The sequence below is a fragment of the Cupriavidus sp. D39 genome (assembly GCF_026627925.1).
GTDB lineage: Bacteria > Pseudomonadota > Gammaproteobacteria > Burkholderiales > Burkholderiaceae > Cupriavidus > Cupriavidus ulmosensis.
Genome location: NZ_JAPNLE010000009.1, coordinates 4,472,340 through 4,489,679, shown reverse-complemented (window position 1 = coordinate 4,489,679; position 17,340 = coordinate 4,472,340). Strand labels below are relative to the sequence as shown.

Annotated in this window: 13 protein-coding genes and 2 pseudogenes; 3 read left to right on the top strand and 12 right to left on the bottom strand. The window is 66.4% G+C overall.

Features of this window, described 5'->3' with window-relative positions; translation table 11 throughout:
* Nucleotides 1-823: 823 nt before the first annotated feature.
* The 5 genes and pseudogenes from OMK73_RS33015 to OMK73_RS32995 all read right to left on the bottom strand — a co-directional run bounded on the left by OMK73_RS33015 (nucleotide 824) and on the right by OMK73_RS32995 (nucleotide 6,930).
* On the bottom strand, nucleotides 824-1,048 hold the full coding sequence (locus OMK73_RS33015; RefSeq protein WP_267605697.1) for a formate dehydrogenase subunit delta: 225 nt from the start codon (nucleotides 1,046-1,048) through the stop codon (nucleotides 824-826).
* Nucleotides 1,045-1,917, bottom strand: a complete 873-nt coding sequence (gene fdhD, locus OMK73_RS33010) for a formate dehydrogenase accessory sulfurtransferase FdhD (protein ID WP_267605696.1) — start codon at nucleotides 1,915-1,917, stop codon at nucleotides 1,045-1,047. The genes OMK73_RS33015 and fdhD overlap by 4 nt, the downstream gene beginning before the upstream one ends.
* Nucleotides 1,914-4,768 (bottom strand): annotated as a pseudogene (gene fdhF, locus OMK73_RS33005) (formate dehydrogenase subunit alpha). Before fdhF ends, fdhD begins: the two are co-directional and overlap by 4 nt.
* A gap of 90 nt (nucleotides 4,769-4,858) precedes the next feature.
* Entirely contained in the window at nucleotides 4,859-6,412 is a 1,554-nt protein-coding gene (locus OMK73_RS33000) for a formate dehydrogenase beta subunit (protein ID WP_267605695.1), read from the bottom strand.
* Complete coding sequence (locus OMK73_RS32995) at nucleotides 6,409-6,930, bottom strand: formate dehydrogenase subunit gamma (protein ID WP_267605694.1); 522 nt, start codon at nucleotides 6,928-6,930, stop codon at nucleotides 6,409-6,411. The genes OMK73_RS33000 and OMK73_RS32995 overlap by 4 nt, the downstream gene beginning before the upstream one ends.
* A 287-nt stretch (nucleotides 6,931-7,217) precedes the next feature.
* Between OMK73_RS32995 and OMK73_RS32990 the strand changes: the two genes are divergently transcribed.
* Nucleotides 7,218-8,315, top strand: coding sequence for a substrate-binding domain-containing protein (locus OMK73_RS32990; RefSeq protein ID WP_267605693.1), 1,098 nt, complete (start codon nucleotides 7,218-7,220; stop codon nucleotides 8,313-8,315).
* 21 nt (nucleotides 8,316-8,336) lie between these two features.
* On the opposite strand, the gene OMK73_RS32985 is transcribed toward OMK73_RS32990, so the two are convergent.
* The 4 genes from OMK73_RS32985 to OMK73_RS32975 form a co-directional block, all read right to left on the bottom strand.
* Nucleotides 8,337-8,660 (bottom strand): hypothetical protein, encoded by a 324-nt coding sequence (locus tag OMK73_RS32985; protein WP_267605692.1) that lies wholly within the window; start codon nucleotides 8,658-8,660, stop codon nucleotides 8,337-8,339.
* 89 nt (nucleotides 8,661-8,749) lie between these two features.
* Nucleotides 8,750-9,559, bottom strand: a complete 810-nt coding sequence (locus tag OMK73_RS38530) for a M30 family zinc metallopeptidase (protein ID WP_324291794.1) — start codon at nucleotides 9,557-9,559, stop codon at nucleotides 8,750-8,752.
* The gene (locus tag OMK73_RS38525; protein ID WP_324291793.1) at nucleotides 9,534-10,415 is read right to left on the bottom strand and encodes a M30 family zinc metallopeptidase; all 882 of its coding nucleotides are present in this window, start codon (nucleotides 10,413-10,415) and stop codon (nucleotides 9,534-9,536) included. Before OMK73_RS38525 ends, OMK73_RS38530 begins: the two co-directional genes overlap by 26 nt.
* Nucleotides 10,416-10,575: 160 nt before the next feature.
* A complete protein-coding gene (locus tag OMK73_RS32975) occupies nucleotides 10,576-11,889 on the bottom strand; it encodes a cation:proton antiporter (protein ID WP_267605691.1) in 1,314 nt (437 codons plus the stop codon).
* A gap of 168 nt (nucleotides 11,890-12,057) precedes the next feature.
* Here OMK73_RS32975 and OMK73_RS32970 point away from each other — a divergent pair, with 168 nt between their 5' ends.
* On the top strand, nucleotides 12,058-12,996 hold the full coding sequence (locus tag OMK73_RS32970; protein ID WP_267605690.1) for an alpha/beta hydrolase: 939 nt from the start codon (nucleotides 12,058-12,060) through the stop codon (nucleotides 12,994-12,996).
* Nucleotides 12,993-13,181: a DUF1289 domain-containing protein gene (locus OMK73_RS32965; RefSeq protein ID WP_267605689.1), complete on the top strand. Its 189-nt coding sequence runs from the start codon at nucleotides 12,993-12,995 to the stop codon at nucleotides 13,179-13,181. The genes OMK73_RS32970 and OMK73_RS32965 overlap by 4 nt, the downstream gene beginning before the upstream one ends.
* A gap of 54 nt (nucleotides 13,182-13,235) precedes the next feature.
* Here the strand turns inward: OMK73_RS32965 and ppk2 are convergent, their stop codons facing one another.
* The 3 genes and pseudogenes from ppk2 to OMK73_RS32950 form a co-directional block, all read right to left on the bottom strand.
* Nucleotides 13,236-14,153, bottom strand: coding sequence for a polyphosphate kinase 2 (gene ppk2, locus OMK73_RS32960; protein ID WP_267605688.1), 918 nt, complete (start codon nucleotides 14,151-14,153; stop codon nucleotides 13,236-13,238).
* Between the two features lie 82 nt (nucleotides 14,154-14,235).
* Nucleotides 14,236-15,254, bottom strand: a pseudogene (locus OMK73_RS32955) (transporter).
* A 729-nt stretch (nucleotides 15,255-15,983) separates the two neighbouring features.
* Nucleotides 15,984-17,237 (bottom strand): Hsp70 family protein, encoded by a 1,254-nt coding sequence (locus OMK73_RS32950; RefSeq protein ID WP_267605687.1) that lies wholly within the window; start codon nucleotides 17,235-17,237, stop codon nucleotides 15,984-15,986.
* Nucleotides 17,238-17,340: the final 103 nt, after the last annotated feature.

Genomic DNA, 17,340 nt, shown 5'->3' with positions numbered 1-17,340 from the left:
CTTCTAGCTGCTGGCGCGGCTGTACGGTGTTGGCCGTTTTAGAACGTGTGAGATGTCACTTTTCTTTACTCGTAAAGAAAAGTGACCAAAGAAAGCGATCCTTGCAGGAGGCTGGCGTGGCGTCATTGGGGACCCCAATGGTTTCGTCGTCAGGCCCCGGGTTTTAATTCACTCGTGCCGTTACCGATTTAAATGGCCACGATCCTATTAATGACGCTGGTTTCGTGGTGAGGCCCCCGGTAGTAGCATCCCTGCCCATTCGCCCATCTGCCGCTACCAGATCGGAGCATCAAGATATATCACGCCGTGATGGTTTCGTGGTGGGGTGGGCGCGGTGGTGAATCCCTCAGAACTATTTCGGCAGTGCCACCGCGCCCACGACGAAAACGGGACGCCTGCAACTTCGTGGCCGCCCGCGCCGCGAGCGACAGACGGCTTGAAGCAAGTGGTGACAGCTACCGGGGGACCACCACGAATCCCTGGGCATTGGCTGAGTCGTGGTGGTCTAAACTGGTAACGGCACGAGTCCACTAGAACCCGGGGCCCGACGACGAAACCATTGGGGTCCCCAATGACGCCACGCCAGCCTCCTGCAAGGATCGCTTTTTTGGTCACTTTTCTTTACGAGTAAAGAAAAGTGACATCTCACACGTTCTAAAACGGCAACACCGTACAGCCGCGCCAGCAGCTAGAAGCGCTAAAACACCGCCCACTCACGCTATTCTGCATCAGCAGCTAGAAGCTTTAAAACACCGCCCACCCAAGCCCCATGTCAGCCTGTCAGCCTGAAAATAATCCAGCGCTGAAAGCGCGAATAATCACCTCACTGCAGCAACGCGCGATGCCGCGTCACCGCCAGCAGCACGATCTCGTCCAGCCCGGCATCCTCGCCACCGTCCAGCCGCTCCAGCAATGCGCGCCGCATGCGCGGCTCCCAGAAGCGCTTGATATGGCCGGCGATATCCGCCACGGCTTCCTCACGGTCCGGCATGGCTTCGAAGAAGGTGCCGATCTGGTTCGCCATCTTGACGAGGTTGTCGGAGTTCATGCCTGTTCCGTCCTGCTGTGCAAACGTTGGGGGTGAGAGTAGACCACGTGGCGGCCCGCGCGCACAAAGCCGGCCAGCGTGACGCCGGCATCGATCGCCAGACGTACCGCGAGCGCGGTCGGGCCGGAGACGGCGGCCAGCATGCCAACGCCGGCGCTGGCGGTCTTCAGGACCATTTCGTAGCTGGCGCGGCTGGTCACCAGCACGGCGCCGCGCGAGCGGTCTTCGCCGCCGCGCGCCAGCGCGCCGATCAGTTTGTCGAGCGCGTTGTGGCGGCCCACGTCTTCACGGACCAGCGCCACCTGGCCGTCGGCGCGCAGCCAGGCGGCGGCGTGCGTGGAGCCGGTGTGGCGCAGCAGTTCCTGCCGGGTCTGCAACTGCGCGAACGCGGCGTACAGCACCTCGTCGCTGAAGCTGGCGCTGCTACTCACCGGCGCCGGCGCGCGCATGACTTCCTGCAGCGATTCGGTGCCGCACAGGCCGCAGCCGGTGCGGCCCGCCATGGCGCGGCGGCGGTCCTTGAGCGCGGCGAAGGCTTGCGCAGCGATGCGCAGCTTCACCGCGATGCCTTCGGGGCGAACCTCGGTGTCGATTTCATAGACGTCGCGCGGGCTGGCCACCAGCCCTTCGCTCAGGCTGAAGCCCAGCGCGAAGTCTTCAAGGTCTGCCGGAGACGCCAGCATGACCGCGTGCGAGATGCCGTTGTACTCGAGCGCGACCGGCACTTCCTCGGCGATCTCGTCGTCCTCCAGCGCCAGCTCGCCCAGGCGGCAGCGGCTGACGGCGAAGGTGCTGTGCGTGGGCGGCTCGGCATCGCTGCAAGGCGCCGCCGCATCGGACCTGGCCATGGCGAGTTCGCAGAGTGTCATGCCGACCCCGCCTCAGCGCCGGCCGCCTGCAGCAATTGCATCTGCTGCTCGTGGAAGTCGCGATACTGGCGCTGCCATTCAGAGGGCTGCGCCACCGGCATGACCTGCACCGCGGTGACCTTGTACTCGGGGCAGTTGGTGGCCCAGTCCGAGTTATCGGTGGTGATCACATTCGCGCCGGACTCGGGGAAGTGGAAGGTGGTGTACACCACGCCCGGCTGCATGCGCTCGCTGACGATGGCGCGCAGCACGGTTTCCCCGCGCGGCTCTGCACGCCGACCCAGTCGCCGTCCTTGATGCCACGTTCCTCGGCATCGTGCGGATGGATCTCCAAGCGGTCCTCGTCGTGCCACATCACGTTGTCGGTGCGGCGCGTCTGGGCGCCCACGTTGTACTGCGACAGGATGCGCCCGGTAGTGAGAATCAGCGGGAACTTGCGATTCACGCGCTCAGCCGTGGGCACGTAGCGGGTGATGATGAACTTGCCCTTGCCGCGCACGAAGGCGTCGATGTGCATGGTCGGCGTGCCCTCGGGCGCGGCGTCGTTGCACGGCCACTGGATGCTGCCGAGTTCCTCCAGCCGCTGGTAGCTGACGCCGCTGAAGGTCGGCGTGAGCCGCGCGATCTCGTCCATGATCTCGGACGGATGCTTGTACTCCATCGGGTAGCCCAGCGCATTGGACAGCAGCACGGTGGCTTCCCAGTCGGCATAGCGGGCCTTGGGCGGCATCACCTTGCGCACCCGCGAAATGCGGCGCTCGGCGTTGGTGAAGGTGCCGTCCTTCTCCAGGAACGACGAGCCCGGCAGGAACACGTGCGCGTACTTGGCGGTCTCGTTGAGGAAGATGTCCTGCACCACGATGCACTCCATGGCCGAGAGCGCCGCCGACACGTGCTGCGTGTTGGGGTCGGACTGCACGATATCTTCGCCCTGGCAGTACAGGCCCATGAAGCTGCCCGACAGCGCGGCCTCGAACATATTGGGGATGCGCAGGCCAGGTTCCGGGCTGATCTCCACGTTCCACGCGGATTCGAACAGGCCGCGCGTGGTGGAGTCCGACACATGGCGGTAGCCCGGCAGCTCGTGCGGGAACGAGCCGATATCGCAGGAGCCCTGCACATTGTTCTGCCCGCGCAGCGGGTTCACGCCCACGCCTTCGCGGCCGATATTGCCGGTGCACATGGCGAGGTTGGCGATGCCCATCACTGTCGTCGAACCTTGCGCATGCTCGGTCACGCCCAGGCCGTAGTAGATCGCGGCATTGCCGCCGGTGGCGTACAGGCGTGCCGCGCCGCGCAGTTGCTCGGCGGGGATGCCGGTGATCTCGGCCATCGCTTCCGGCGAGTTCTCCGGCAGCATGACAAAGTCGCGCCACTGCTGGAACGCACGGTCCTCGCAGCGCTCGGCGATAAACGATTCGGCCATCAGGCCCTCGCTGACGATCACATGCGCCATCGAGGTCACTACGGCCACATTGGTGCCGGGACGCAGTTGCAGGTGGAAGTCGGCACGCACGTGCGGCGAATCCACCAGGTCGATGCGGCGCGGATCGATCACGATCAGCTTGGCGCCGGCGCGCAGGCGCTTCTTCATGCGCGAGGCAAACACGGGATGGCCGTCGGTGGGGTTGGCGCCCATCACCATGATGACGTCGGCCTTCTCCACCGAGCGGAAGGTCTGCGTGCCGGCGGATTCGCCCAGCGTCTGCTTGAGGCCGTAGCCGGTGGGCGAGTGGCAAACACGCGCGCAGGTATCGACGTTGTTGTTGCCGAAGGCGGCGCGCACCAGCTTTTGCACCAGGTAGCCTTCCTCGTTGGTACAGCGCGAGGACACGATGCCCCCGATGGAGTCCCGGCCATGCTTGGCCTGGATGCGCTTGAACTCCGAGGCTGCGTAGCTGATCGCCTCCTCCCACGACACTTCACGCCACGGATCGGTGATCCTGGCGCGGATCATCGGGTTCAGGATGCGGTCCTTGTGGGTCGCGTAGCCAAAGGCGAAACGACCCTTCACGCACGAGTGGCCCTCGTTGGCCTGGCCGTTCTTGTACGGCACCATGCGCACCACTTCATTGCCCTTCATCTCCGCCTTGAAGGCACAGCCCACGCCGCAGTAGGCGCAGGTGGTGACCTTGCTGTGCTCGGGCTGGCCCATGCGGATGATGGAGGTCTCGGCCAGCGTGGCGGTAGGGCAAGCCTGCACGCAGGCGCCGCACGACACGCAGTCGGAATCCATGAAGCTGTCGCCCTGCCCCGCCGTCACGCGCGAATCGAAGCCGCGGCCGCTGATGGTGAGCGCGAAGGTGCCCTGGGTTTCCTCGCAGGCCCGCACGCAGCGGTTGCACACGATGCACTTGGAGGGATCGTAGGTAAAGTACGAGTTGGACTCGTCCTTGGCCTCGGCGCGATGGTTAGCGCCGTCGTAGCCGTAGCGCACCTCGCGCAGGCCCACCACGCCGGCCATGTCCTGCAGCTCGCAGTTGCCGTTGGTGGGACAAGTCAGGCAGTCCAGCGGGTGGTCGGAGATATACAGCTCCATCACGCCGCGGCGCAGGTCGGCCAGCTTGTCGGTCTGGGTCCTCACCTTCATGCCGGCTTCGGCCGGCGTGGTGCAGGAGGCGGGGAAGCCGCGCCGTCCTTCGATCTCGACCAGGCACAGGCGGCACGAGCCGAAGGACTTGAGGCTGTCGGTGGCGCACAGCTTGGGTACGTTCACACCGGCTTGCACGGCGGCCCGCATCAGCGAGGTGCCGGCGGGCACGGTCACGTCGACGCCGTCGATCTCAAGGGTGACCTGCTGTTGCGCATCGCTGGCCGGCGTACCGTAGTCGATTTCATTGCGTGTGTTCAAGACGGACTCCCGCTGCGGCCCGGGGGCCGCGTACTGGTGATTCAGAGGGGCGCTGAGGCTGCGCCGGTTCGATGTGCCGTTGCGCTGGGTTCAGGCAGCCTTGGCTGGCACGGCCACGCCGAAATCTTCCGGAAACTCGTCGAGCGCCGACAGCACCGGGTAGGGCGTCATGCCGCCCATGGCGCACAGCGATCCGCCCAGCATGGTGTCGCACAGGTCGCGCACCAGCTTGACGTGCTTCACCGGCTGGTCGCCCGCGATGATCTTGTCGATCACCTCGACGCCGCGCGTGGAGCCGATCCGGCACGGCGTGCACTTGCCGCAGGATTCGATGGCGCAGAACGCCATCGCGTAGCGCGCCTGCTTGGCCATGTCGACGGTGTCGTCGAACACCACGATGCCGCCGTGGCCCAGCACCGCGCCAAAGGCCGCGAACGCTTCATAGTCCATCGGCGTATCCAGCCGCGAGACCGGCAGGTAGGCGCCCAGCGGACCACCCACCTGTACCGCGCGGATCGCCCGACCGCTGCGCGTGCCCTGCCCGTAGTCCTCCAGCAGTTCACGCAGCGTCACGCCGAAGGCTTTCTCCACCAGCCCGCCCTGCCGCACATTGCCGGCGATCTGGAACGGAAGCGTGCCGCGCGAGCGGCCCATGCCGAAGTCGCGGTAGTACTGCGCGCCGCGCGCCAGGATCACCGGCACGGTGGCCAGCGAGATCACGTTGTTGATGATGGTGGGCTTGCCGAACAGCCCTTCGATGGCCGGCAGCGGCGGCTTGGCGCGCACCACGCCGCGCTTGCCCTCCAGGCTCTCCAGCAGCGCGGTTTCCTCGCCGCACACATAGGCGCCGGCACCCTTGCGCACTTCCAGTTGGAAGCGCCGGCCGCTGCCGCGGATATCGTCGCCCAGCCAGCCGGCCGCCTGCGCAACGCCGATGGCGGCTTCCAGCACGGCGATAGCGTGCGGGTACTCCGAGCGCACGTAGATATAGCCATGCTCCGCGCCGACAGCGAGGCCGGCGATGGTCATGCCTTCGATCAGCATGAACGGGTCGCCTTCCATCACCATGCGGTCTGAGAAGGTGCCGGAGTCACCCTCGTCGGCATTGCAGACCACGTACTTGGTGGCCGACTGCGCGTTCAGCACCGTCTGCCACTTGATGCCCGTGGGAAACGCCGCGCCGCCGCGCCCGCGCAAACCGGAATCGGTCACCTCGCGCACGATCTGCGCGCCGTCCAGCGCCAGCGCGCGGGTCAGGCCGGCGTAGCCATCGTGCGCAATGTAGTCGGCGAGCGAGAGCGGATCGGTGATGCCCATGCGGGCAAAGGTCAGGCGCTCCTGGCCCTTGAGGAACGAGATTTCCTCGGTGAGCCCAAGCGCCAGCGCGTGCTCGCCACCGGCCAGGAAATCCGCATCGAACAGCGCGGCGACATCTTCCGGCGCAACCGGGCCGTAGGCCACGCGCCCGGCGGCGGTCTGCACCTCGACCAGCGGCTCGAGCCAGAACATGCCGCGCGAGCCGTTGCGCACCAGCTCGACGCTGGCGCCACGTGCGGCGGCCTCACGCGAGATGGCGCGGGCCACCGCGTCGGCGCCCATGGCCAGCGCGCTGGAATCGCGGGGTACGAAAACGGTGATGCTCATGCCGGCACCTCCGCTGCCTGGTCCTGGGCGGTATCGGCGCAGGCTTTGATCAAGGCATCGAAGCGCTGCGGCGTGACGCGGCCGGCCAGAAGCCCATCGATCATCACGGCCGGGCCACAGGCGCACTGGCCGAGGCAGTACACCGGCTCGAGCGTGAATTCGCCATCGGCGGTGGTTTCATGAAATCCGCAGCCCAGCGCGCGCTCGGCGTGCGCGGCAAGGGCCTCGCTGCCAACCGACTGGCACGCTTCCGCGCGGCAGACCTGGACCACGTGCCGGCCCGGCTTGCTATCGCGAAAGTGATGATAGAAGGTCACCACGCCATGCACTTCGGCGCGCGACAGGTTGAGCGCGCGCGCAATCTCGGGCAGGGCGTCGGCGGGCACGTAGCCCACCGTATCCTGGATCTCATAGAGGATGGGCAGCAAGGCGCCCGGCATATCGCGGCGCGCGGCCACAATGCGGGCGACCGGGTCGCGCACGGCATTAGCGGCTGATTTGGCGGCTGAATCAGACATCGTGTCTCCTGGTGGCGCAGCACGGGCCGGCGCAAGCGCCAAAGCGCAACGCCAGCGGCAGACGGTGTGGCGCATTGGCTTGCGCGTCTTGCCAGGATTGGCTGCGGGGCGCGGCACACCGTGTTACGGCGGCCGCGTTATATGCTATTTTTTTCATATATCGGGGGCTCTGACTGGGCATTCCCCATCTCGGCTGGCCAGCTAAGCTAGCTATTCCCGGGTGCTATGCCTCTTTGAGCGGACTATAGGCAGTTGGCCGCGTTCGAGCAATATGCTATTTTTCTCATATGATTCGCATCTCGATCCTGCCCCACCTCCAAATCCGCGACGACAGCGATGCCGCCAGCGCCCCACTCGACGTGTCCCGCCTGGTGGCCTTGCTCGGGCATATCGAGCGCACAGGCAGCATCAGCCAGTCGGCGCAGGCCACCGGCCTGTCCTACCGCTACGCCTGGGGCATCCTGCGCGACGCGCAAACCCTGTTCGGCGGCGCGCTGATTGCCAAGACCCGCGGGCGCGGCAGCGCGCTCTCGCCGCTGGCGCAGCAACTGGTGTGGGCCAGCAAGCGCATTGCCGCGCGGCTCTCCCCCACGCTGGAAAGCCTGGCATCGGAACTGGAAATCGAACTGAAGAAACTGGTCGACCAGCCGGGCCCCACGCTGCGCCTGCACGCCAGCCATGGCTTCGCGGTGGCGGCGCTGCATGACTTCCTGGAGGCGCACCAGGTGCGCCACGACCTGAAGTACTGCGGCAGCCTTGAGGCGGTTGCAGCACTTGCGCAAGGTGCCTGCGACATTGCCGGCTTCCACGTGCCGATCGGCGAATTCGAGGGGGAAATGCTGGCGAGCTTTGCCACGTGGATTCGCCCCGAGACCCATTGCCTGATCCAGCTGGCGGTTCGCTCGCAGGGCATCTTCGTGCGCCCCGGCAATCCGAAGCAGGTCACCACGCTGCAAGATCTCTGCCGCGCCGATGTGCGCTTCGTCAACCGCCAGACCGGCTCCGGCACGCGGCTGCTGCTGGATCTGATGCTCAAGGCGCGCGGCATCGACAGCGGGCGCATCGAGGGTTACAGCAATGGCGAGTTCACCCATGCCGCGGTGGCCGCCTATATCGGCAGCGGCATGGCGGATGCGGGATTCGGCGTGGAAACCGCGGCGCGCCGCTTCGGGCTGGATTTCGTGCCGGTGCTCAAAGAACGGTATTTCTTTGTGATCGAGCGGGAGCGCCTGCAAAGCCCGACGCTGGCCGGCGCCGTGGCGGCACTCAGGAGCGCCGGTTTCCGGCAGGTGGTGGACGCCCTGCCCGGCTATGAAGGCAGCCTGACGGGCACGGTACTGACACTGGAAGAGGCGTTCCCGGACCGCCCGGGCCCGAGCGACTGACTGAGCGGGATCCAGCCGGATCTAGCGCGCAGGCCCGCCGTCCGGCGCGGCCTCGATCTGCTCGACGCGGATGGCCGGCGCCCACGTGCCCGGCTGGTTTGCGCGCAGCACGGTGCCGGTCACGCCCACCGTCTTGCCGCGCAATGCCTCGGCCTCGCCTACGGGGAATTTCTCGAGCACCCATGCCTCGCCGTCGGCGGTGACCAGCATCGGCTGCTGGAACAGGGCGCTGCCCTTGACCACCACCGTGCCCGTCAAGGCGATGGAGCGCCCGGCTGGCACCGCGTGCACGCATGCGGCCAGCACCACGGACAGGGCGGCAATCAGGGACAGGATTCGATGCATGAGGTTGGTTGGGTTGACCAGTCCGGGCGGCGAACATCGCCGCCCGGGAGCCGCCGCAGGGAGATCCGGCGGTCCTGCGCCTAGCGCGTTCAGTACACCACTACGGATAGCGTAGTGCCGGCAGGCACGCGCACGGTCTCGCTGAACGTGGCGCCGACATTGCTGCGAACCACCGGAAAACTACCATACGGCTGCAACGTGGAGGGCACGGCCACCGGCAGCTTGCGCGAGGCACGGAACAGGTCCGGATCGATCAGCGGGAGCGTAAAGCCGCCATCGACACGGGCCGGGTAGCCGTAGCGCGCCGGTGACGAGGCGGCTGGCATCAGCGAATTGCTGGTGACGGTCCAGCGCAACAGTTCCTGGGTGAAGCCGGAGTCCGGGCGCGCGGCCTTGATGGCCTGGTCGAGCACGGTCTTGGAATCCGCGCTGGAAGTGCGGCCCAGCAGGTCCTTGTAGAAGGCCAGGCCGAGCTGCCGGTCAAGGAAGCCGCCGAAGCTGCCCGACACCGAATAGCTCTCGCAGGTAGCGCCGAAGCCGGTGAAGTTCAGCATGTTGCAGTTGTAGTTGCCATTGCCGTAGCTCACGTAGTCCCTGAAGCGCACGTCGCGGATCGCGTTGTAGCTGGCGTCGATGGTGTTGCTGGCAAAGTCCTCCATCATCATCGCGGACATTTCTTCCAGCCAGCTGTCGAATGCGTACTGCTGGCCGGCCTTGACGCCGCGGCGGTAGAAGTTCTGCATATGCATCCCCTCGTGCGCCATGGTCATCTTCATCGACTTCAGGCCTTCGGCGCCGCCCAGGTACAGGGTCTCGGAATCGAGATAGAGCGACAGGGACTCGTTGCTGCGCGAATCCGAGGTGGCCTTCAGGCTATGCAGGCCCCAGAAATAGCCCACGGTACCAAATGGCCTGTTGTTGTTGTCGAAGCTTGAGCACGACGATATCCACCGACTGGCCGCTGCCGGCGATGAGGTTGTTGTAGCTGTGCGCGCCCCACAAGGGGCCGCCGACCGAGGTCAGCATGTCGTAGATGCCGCCGCCGCCGGCGAAGGCCGCAGCCAGCGTATCGACGAGGGTGCCGGTGATCTTGCCGGGCACCGACTCGGTGGTCTCCACCCAGATGTTGACGGTGGTGGTGTCTCCCGTCGTCACTTGCTTGACCAGCGTGGCGGCGCGGCGCGTGCCGTCGGTGTGATACCAGCTCTTGGTATCGTTGACCACGGAAGCGAGCGGCGGTGGCGGCGCGATCTCCGAGAGGCTGGCCACGCGCTTGCCGCCGGCCAGTGCCGCCCAGCCGGCGCGATTGAACTCGGCGATGTCGCGCAGCGTTTGTTCGTCCTGCCCGGCGGAAACCGACTGGATCGACAGGTTGCCCAGCACGGACTGGATGACCGACAGCGACAGGCTGGCCGGCATGGCCTGCGCCGCGGCGCCGTTGGTGTAGAGCAGCGTCACGGCCTTGCCGTTCACGCCGCCGATGGCAACCGGCACGTCGACTGGCACGCCGTTGGTGTTGGAGGCGGACCAGACGCCGACGCCGGAACCCGAGTAACTGCTCGCGTCCACGGCGCTGCAGCCGCTGCAGGCGGGCGCCAGCGTGGGTGGCACCGCTGCTACGGGCGCGTTGACGACTGGCACCGAGGGGCTGGCAGGCACCTGGTTGGCAGCGGGCGCATCGCCGCCACCGCCACCACAGGCGGCGACAGACATGGCGGCCAGCAGGGCGGCCAGCAGGCCTGTGCGTTGGCGCAAGAGAGGACCCCTCATGTTCTAAAGCTCCGGTTCTTGTTTTATGGATGCCGGCCTGGGCGGACAAGCCCTAAGCCACACAAATAACGGCATCCGGGACAAGAGCTTTAACGCGGGAGAAAATTGTCGGCGGGCGCCAGGACCGGCGCGCACGCCAGCGGATTCAGGCCTTGGCGGCGCCGCGCCAGCGCCGGTACATCGCCATCAGGGGCGTGGCCGATGAGCCATGCAGCACCACCGATAGCACCACCACGCAGAGCGTGGCGTCGGCCAGCATGGCCCCATGGCGGAAATCCGCGCCATGCGCAAGGGCATAGGCCAGGTAGTAGACCGAGCCGATGCCGCGCACGCCGAACCAGGCCATGAGCCGGCGCTGCGCCGGCTGCAGCGCAACCCCGATGGTGGAGATCGCCACGGCCAGCGGGCGCACCACCAGGATCAGCGCCAGCCCCAGGCCGAGGTACTCCCAGCGCAGCATCCGCACGGACAGCAGCGCGCCCACCGCCACCATCACGCTAAGCTCGGCGAGCCGCTCCAGGTCCAGCGAGAACTCGCTGACGGTGTGGGCCAGGTAGGCGGCAGCCTTGTCGTGCTGCACGGCCGTGCTCTCCTGCTCCGAGAACACGGTCGCGCCCAGCACTTCGTCGGGCTCGATGTCCTGGTTCTCCTCGTGCTCGACGTGGCGCATGGCCATGCCGGCGGCAAACACCGCCAGGAAGCCGTAGCTGTGCACGGCCAGCGCGGCGCCGTAAGCCAGCCCGATCAGGCCCACGGCGAAGAAGCTCTCCATGCCGACCGCGCCACGCCGGCGCTTGCGCAGGGCCAGCACCGCGCGGCTGCACAGCCAGCCCATGCTCCAGCCCAGCGCCAGGCCGGCCAGGGAGGCCCACAGCAGGTCGACCCACAGCCAGCGCTGCCAGGCAATGCCGGGATCCTGCCCGCCCATCAGGCCAAGCGCGAGGATGACGAAGGGAAACGCGGCGCCGTCGTTGAGCCCGCCCTCCCCGGTCAGGCTAAAGCGCATCCGGTCGCGGTCCTGCGTATCCTCGACCTGCACGTCGGAGGCCAGCACCGGATCGGTGGGCGCCAGGATGGCCGCGAGCAGCAGGGCCACGCCCGCCGGCAAGCCCATGATCCAGAAGCCGATCGCGAACAGCATGGCGATGGTCAGCAGCATGCCCACCGTGGCCAGCCGCAGCGCAATGCGCCAGAGGCGATCGCGCGGATGCACGCGCAGCCGCAGCCCCACCGCGAACAGCGATACCAGCAGGGCGATCTCGGTCACGATCTCCAGCGCGGCCGCATGATCGCGATCCGTCACGTCGCCCCGGATCAGGCCAAGCCCCCACGGCCCGAGCCCGATGCCGAACAGCAGGTAGAGCGCCGACGCCGACAGCGGCAGCCGCTTTACCTGCGAACTGATCAAGCCCATGGTGATGAGCAGCGTGCCGATGACCCATGCCCAGGTGCCGAACAAGGAGTACCTCCTGTAGCGAGCCTTCACTGAGAGTAGCCGAAGCCAGGCAGGGTGCGCACCGGTGCGAGGCTTGCGTGGCACTCAACTTGCTGCGCATCCGCCCGATGCCCGGCGGCCAGGCCTTGCCTCCCGGCCCGCCGCGCACCACGGCAAGCACTGCGCGCAACTATGCAAGAATGGCTGGCGGCACTTGAAAAAATTACCGACGAGGAAGCCTTGCCAAGGTTCAGACCGCGCTTTCTTTCATTCCTCCTGGCGCTGCCGCTGGTCGGCCTTGGCGCCTGCTCCACGTCGGACGTGCTCAATGGCTTAACCCAAAGCAAAGCCTATGCCCTGAGCGCCAGCGTGCCCTACGGCGATGGCCCGCGCGCCAGGCTCGACATCTACGCGCCGCGCCAGCCTGCGTGTGCAGGCAAGGCGCCGGTCGTGGTGTTCTTCTACGGGGGCACCTGGAGCAGCGGCGAAAAGGCCGACTACGCCTTCGTCGCGGCAGCGCTGGCTGCGCGCGGCATCCTGACCGTGATCCCGGACTACCGCCTCTATCCCGAAGTCAGCTATCCGGATTTCCTGGTGGACAACGCGCGCGCGGTCGCGTGGACGCGGAGCGAGATCGCCAGCTACGGCGGCGACCCGCGGCGGCTGTTCCTGATGGGGCACAGCGCGGGCGGCTACAACGCCGCCATGCTCGCGCTCGATGCGCGCTGGCTCGGCCGCTTCGACATGAGCCCCACCCTGCTGCGCGGCTGGATCGGGCTGGCCGGGGTCTACGATTTCCTGCCGATCGAGAACCGCCAGGCGCAGCCGGTGTTCCATCATCCGGACTATCCACCCGGCTCGCAGCCGATCGACTACGCCGATGCACGCTCACCCGCAGCCTTCATCGGCGTGGACGACGGCGACCGCCTGGTCAACCCGCAGCGCAATTCCGCACAAATGGCCAGGCGGCTGGAACAAGGCGGCGTGCCGGTGCAGTACCGCAGCTATGCGCGCCTGTCCCACACGCTGCTGATCGGCGTGTTCGCCGACCCGCTGCACTGGCTGGCGCCGGTGCGCGACGACGTGGCCGACTTCATCCTGCGGCGCGCCGATTGCGGGAGCGCGGCATGAGCGTGGAGTCGCCCTGCGTCAAGATCTGCAAGTTCGACGACGCCACCGGCTACTGCAAGGGCTGCCTGCGCACGCGCAAGGAATGCAAGCAGTGGAAGGAACTGAAGAACAAGAAATGCAGGAAGATCATCGAGGCACGGCCGCAGCGGGAGGCGGAGCTGCGGCACGTGAAGAAGAAGGACTGAGGGAAGGAAAAGACGGGACGGCAGGGCCGCGGCCCTGCCGGATGGATCGATAGCTCAGTAGATTTCCGGCACGATCATGTTGTCCGGCACCGGCTGGCGCGCGTAGTCGTCGTGCCGCTCGCGCTGCGGCAGCACCACGGCCGGCTGCACGCGCTCTTCATAAGGCATCTGCTGCAGCAGGTGATGGATGCAATTGAGGCGCGCCTTCTTCTTGTCGACCGCCTGCACCACCCACCACGGCGCCTCGTCGATATGCGTGCGCTCCAGCATGATTTCCTTGGCGCGGGTGTAGTCCTCCCAGCGCCGGCGGGATTCGAGATCCATCGGGCTGAGCTTCCACTGCTTGAGCGGATCGTGGATGCGGCTGAGGAAGCGCAGGTGCTGCTCTTCGTCGGAGATCGAGAACCAGTACTTGATCACCTGGATGCCGGAGCGCACCAGCATGCGTTCGAACTCCGGCACCGAGCGGAAGAACTCCTCGTACTGGTCGTCGGTGCAAAAACCCATCACGCGCTCCACGCCGGCGCGGTTGTACCAGCTGCGGTCGAACAGCACGATCTCGCCGGCCGCCGGCAGGTGCGAGACATAGCGCTGGAAATACCACTGGGTGCGCTCGCGGTCGTTGGGCGCCGGCAGCGCTGCCACCCGGGCCACGCGCGGATTGAGCCGCTGGGTGATGCGCTTGATCACGCCGCCCTTGCCGGCCGCGTCGCGCCCTTCGAACAGGATCACGACCTTGTGGCCGGTTTCCACCACCCAGCTTTGCAGCTTGACCAGCTCGCCCTGCAGACGGAACAGCTCACGGAAGTACAGGCGCCGCGCGGCCCGCTCATCGTCGTCCAGGCCGCCGCCGGCGTCGCCGAACAGCGTATCGACATGGTGGTCTTCCAGCTCCAGCTCGAGTTCTTCGTCATAGTGATCGGCCACCTCGCGGTGGATACGCCGAATCAGCTCGTTCTCGTCTGGTCTCATCGCTAACTCCTGTTCGCAACAACGTGGTCACTGGCAGGCTAACCGCGAGATGTGACGTCCCCGTGAATCGTCGCCAGCGCGCTCAGTAATCTCCCTGCTTGCGGAAGGCCCAGCGCCCCGCCAGCACGGTGAAGCTGGCCACCAGCACCACCAGCACCCAGAAACCGTGTGGATGGTCCGCCAGCGGAATCCCGCCCACATTCATGCCGAAGAAACCGGCGACGATGTTGATCGGCAGCGCCAGCACGGTGACCAGCGTCAGCGTGAACAGCGTGCGATTGGTCTGCTCGTTGAGCTTGGCCGCGATTTCTTCCTGCAGCAGCTTGATGCGCTCGACCAGCGCCGCCAGGTCGCTCAGCACCAGCGAGAACTCCTCGGTGGATGAGCGCAGGTCGTGGATGTCCTGCTCCTGCAGCCACGCAGGTGGCCGGTTGAGCAGGCGGAACAGCGCGCCAGGCTCGGGCGCGAGCAGCCGCTGCAAGCGCACCAGGCCACGGCGCATGGAGCCGAGCTCCGCGCGGTTGCCATGCAGGCGCTGCGAAAGCAGGCGATCCTCTACCTGGTCCACGGTGCCGCTGGTTTCGCGCACGATGCGCACCAGCACCTCGGCCTGGTCGCGCAGCAAATGCACCAGCAGCGCCAGCGGCGTGTGGAACAGCTCGCCCTGGCGCACCGAGGCGCGCAGCTGGTCGACCGAGCGCAACGGCTTCATGCGCGCCGTCACCAGGATGCGGCGGTCGGCACAGGCCCACAGCGTGGAAATATCGGTGGTGCTCACGCCGAAGTTGTAGATCACGTCGTTGACCACGGCAAGCAGCGCCGTGTCGAGCCGCTCGATGCGCGTGGAGCGCGAGCCCTCGCGCAGCGCCTCGAAGAATCCCTCGGGCAGGTCGAGCTGGCCCTTGAGCCAGCGCTCGCAGGCGCTATGCGACAAATTGAAGTGCAGCCAGAGAAACTCGTCGCCCGGCGGGGCTGCCCGAGCCACACGGCCGCGGCGGCGGAATCGATGGGCTGGCCCGGCTCGCCGGGCAGGAAGCGAAAGCCGCTGACCAGGCCAACCGGATCGGAGCCGTAGCTGGCTTCGACGATACCCGCATGCATGTGGTGCCTCTTCGAAAACGCGAATTCGCGGAGATGGGACATTAGCATGAGGGGATGACGGTCCGCACGTGGCCAGGGGCACAAGGTGGTTTAGGGTATCTCGCTCTTGCCAGCGCCCGCCCTCTCCCCGGCCCCTCTCCCGCAAGCGGGAGAGGGAGCAAACCAGAGAGGCGAATTCGCGGAGATGGGACATTAGCATGCGGGGATGACGGACGGCACCCGGCCAGGGGCACAAGGTCGTTTAGGGTATCTCGCTCTTGCCAGCGCCCGCCCTCTCCCTGGCCCCTCTCCCGCAAGCGGGAGAGGGAGCAAACCGACGGGAATAGAGAACCATTCGGTATAGCCGTGATTTCCGCCCCCAGGCGGAAATCACCCACGCGCGAGGCGAAGCGAGCCGTGAAGGTTTGCATCTCCCGTTATGGGGCGCCTCGTCGCCAGGCCAAAAGAGCGGAAAAGAGGGACCCATGTTTGAGCATCGCCCTAAGGCGATGCGAGTTTGGGTCCCGGCCGCTCTTTTGGCCTGGCGACGAGGAGTCTTTCGCCCCATCCGGGTCGCCTTCTTTGCCTACTTTCTTGGCGAGACAAGAAAGTAGGTCGCCTCCCTGCAGGGGAGGTGAAACTGCCTTTGACCTTAAGCTTTCGACGTTGCAGTCAAGCAGCTGAAGCTGATTCTGCAGTTGCAGTTGCAGTTGCAGTTGCAGTTACAGTCAACCTACCCCACCCATCCCCTCACCCAAACTTCCGCCGCGCATCCAGCGCCAGCCCGGAACCGATGCCGCCAAACAGATCGCCCTCGATCCGCTGCGCCCCCGGGATCAGCTCGGACAACCGCTCGCGCAGCAAAGGCACGCTGCTCGAGCCGCCGGTAAACAACACCGTGTCTATTGCATCCGCCTGCACGCCCGCATCGCGCAGCAACGCCTGCACGGTCACCTCGGTCTTGCCAACCAGCTTGCCGATGGACTGGTCAAAGTCAGCGCGGCTGATCGCCATGGTCTCGCCCGGCGCGATGCGCCCGAGGTCGAGCTGCGTCTGCGGCTCGCCCGACAAGGCGATCTTGGCGGCTTCCACCTGGATCGCCAGCCAGTGGCCGGCGCGCTGCTTGATCAGGCTGATCAGCCGGTCCAGTTTTACCTTGTCGGCGGCATCGCGATAGTTGTCCATCACGTGCGACCACGCCTTGCGGGTGTAGACCAGGTTGATGGTATGCCAGCTCGCCAGGTCGAAGTACTGGCCCGAAGGCATCGCCTTGCCGTTGCGCAGCTCGCTGCCCAGGCCCAGGAACGGCATCACGCTCGCCAGGCTCAGGCTCTTGTCGAAGTCCGTGCCGCCGATGTGCACGCCGCCATTGGCCAGGATGTCGCCACGCCGGTCGACCTTGCCGGCCCGCTCGGGCGACAGGCGCACCAGCGAGAAGTCGGAGGTGCCGCCGCCGATGTCGGCCACCAGCACCAGTTCCTCGCGCGAGATCGTGGCTTCGTAGTCGAAGGCCGCGGCGATCGGCTCGTACTGGAACTCGATGTCCTTGAAGCCGGCATCCGCGGCGATCTCGCGCAGCGTCTGCTCGGCGAGCTGGTCGGCCTTGGGGTCTTCGTCGATGAAGAACACCGGGCGGCCCAGCACGACCTTGTCGAAGCTTGCGCCGGCCGAGGTCTCGGCGCGCTGCTTGAGCTCGCCGATGAAGTGCGAGAGCAGCTTGCGAAACGGCATGGCCTGGCCCATGACCTCGGTGCTGTCCTCTATCATCGAGGTGCCGAGCAGGCTCTTGAGCGAGCGCATCAGCCGGCCCTCATAGCCCGCCAGGTAGTCGCCAAGCGCGGCGCGGCCGTAGCTGACCAGCGGATCCTCGGAATGAAAGAAGATCACGGAGGGCAGCGTGAGCTTGCCATCTTCCAGCGGCAACAGCGTGGGTTGTCCCGGCCGGCACCAGCCCACCGTGGAATTGGACGTGCCGAAATCGAGGCCGCAAGCGTTTGACATCATGTTTCTGGTTTCTTCCCTACTGCATGGTTAAGTCCGGGCCGGGATGGCTGGGCTGGCTGGCCTGGCTTTTCCCCGCGCCGGACGTTGCGGCCAGCATGATAGC

Coding starts and splice junctions, on each gene's coding strand:
- OMK73_RS33015 (WP_267605697.1), bottom strand. CDS start 1,048: ATGAACTCCGACAACCTCGTCAAGATGGCGAACCAGATCGGCACCTTC.
- OMK73_RS32990 (WP_267605693.1), top strand. CDS start 7,218: ATGATTCGCATCTCGATCCTGCCCCACCTCCAAATCCGCGACGACAGC.
- OMK73_RS32965 (WP_267605689.1), top strand. CDS start 12,993: ATGAGCGTGGAGTCGCCCTGCGTCAAGATCTGCAAGTTCGACGACGCC.
- OMK73_RS33000 (WP_267605695.1), bottom strand. CDS start 6,412: ATGAGCATCACCGTTTTCGTACCCCGCGATTCCAGCGCGCTGGCCATG.
- ppk2 (WP_267605688.1), bottom strand. CDS start 14,153: ATGAGACCAGACGAGAACGAGCTGATTCGGCGTATCCACCGCGAGGTG.
- OMK73_RS32970 (WP_267605690.1), top strand. CDS start 12,058: ATGCAAGAATGGCTGGCGGCACTTGAAAAAATTACCGACGAGGAAGCC.
- OMK73_RS32995 (WP_267605694.1), bottom strand. CDS start 6,930: ATGTCTGATTCAGCCGCCAAATCAGCCGCTAATGCCGTGCGCGACCCG.
- OMK73_RS32950 (WP_267605687.1), bottom strand. CDS start 17,237: ATGATGTCAAACGCTTGCGGCCTCGATTTCGGCACGTCCAATTCCACG.
- fdhD (WP_267605696.1), bottom strand. CDS start 1,917: ATGACACTCTGCGAACTCGCCATGGCCAGGTCCGATGCGGCGGCGCCT.
- OMK73_RS32985 (WP_267605692.1), bottom strand. CDS start 8,660: ATGCATCGAATCCTGTCCCTGATTGCCGCCCTGTCCGTGGTGCTGGCC.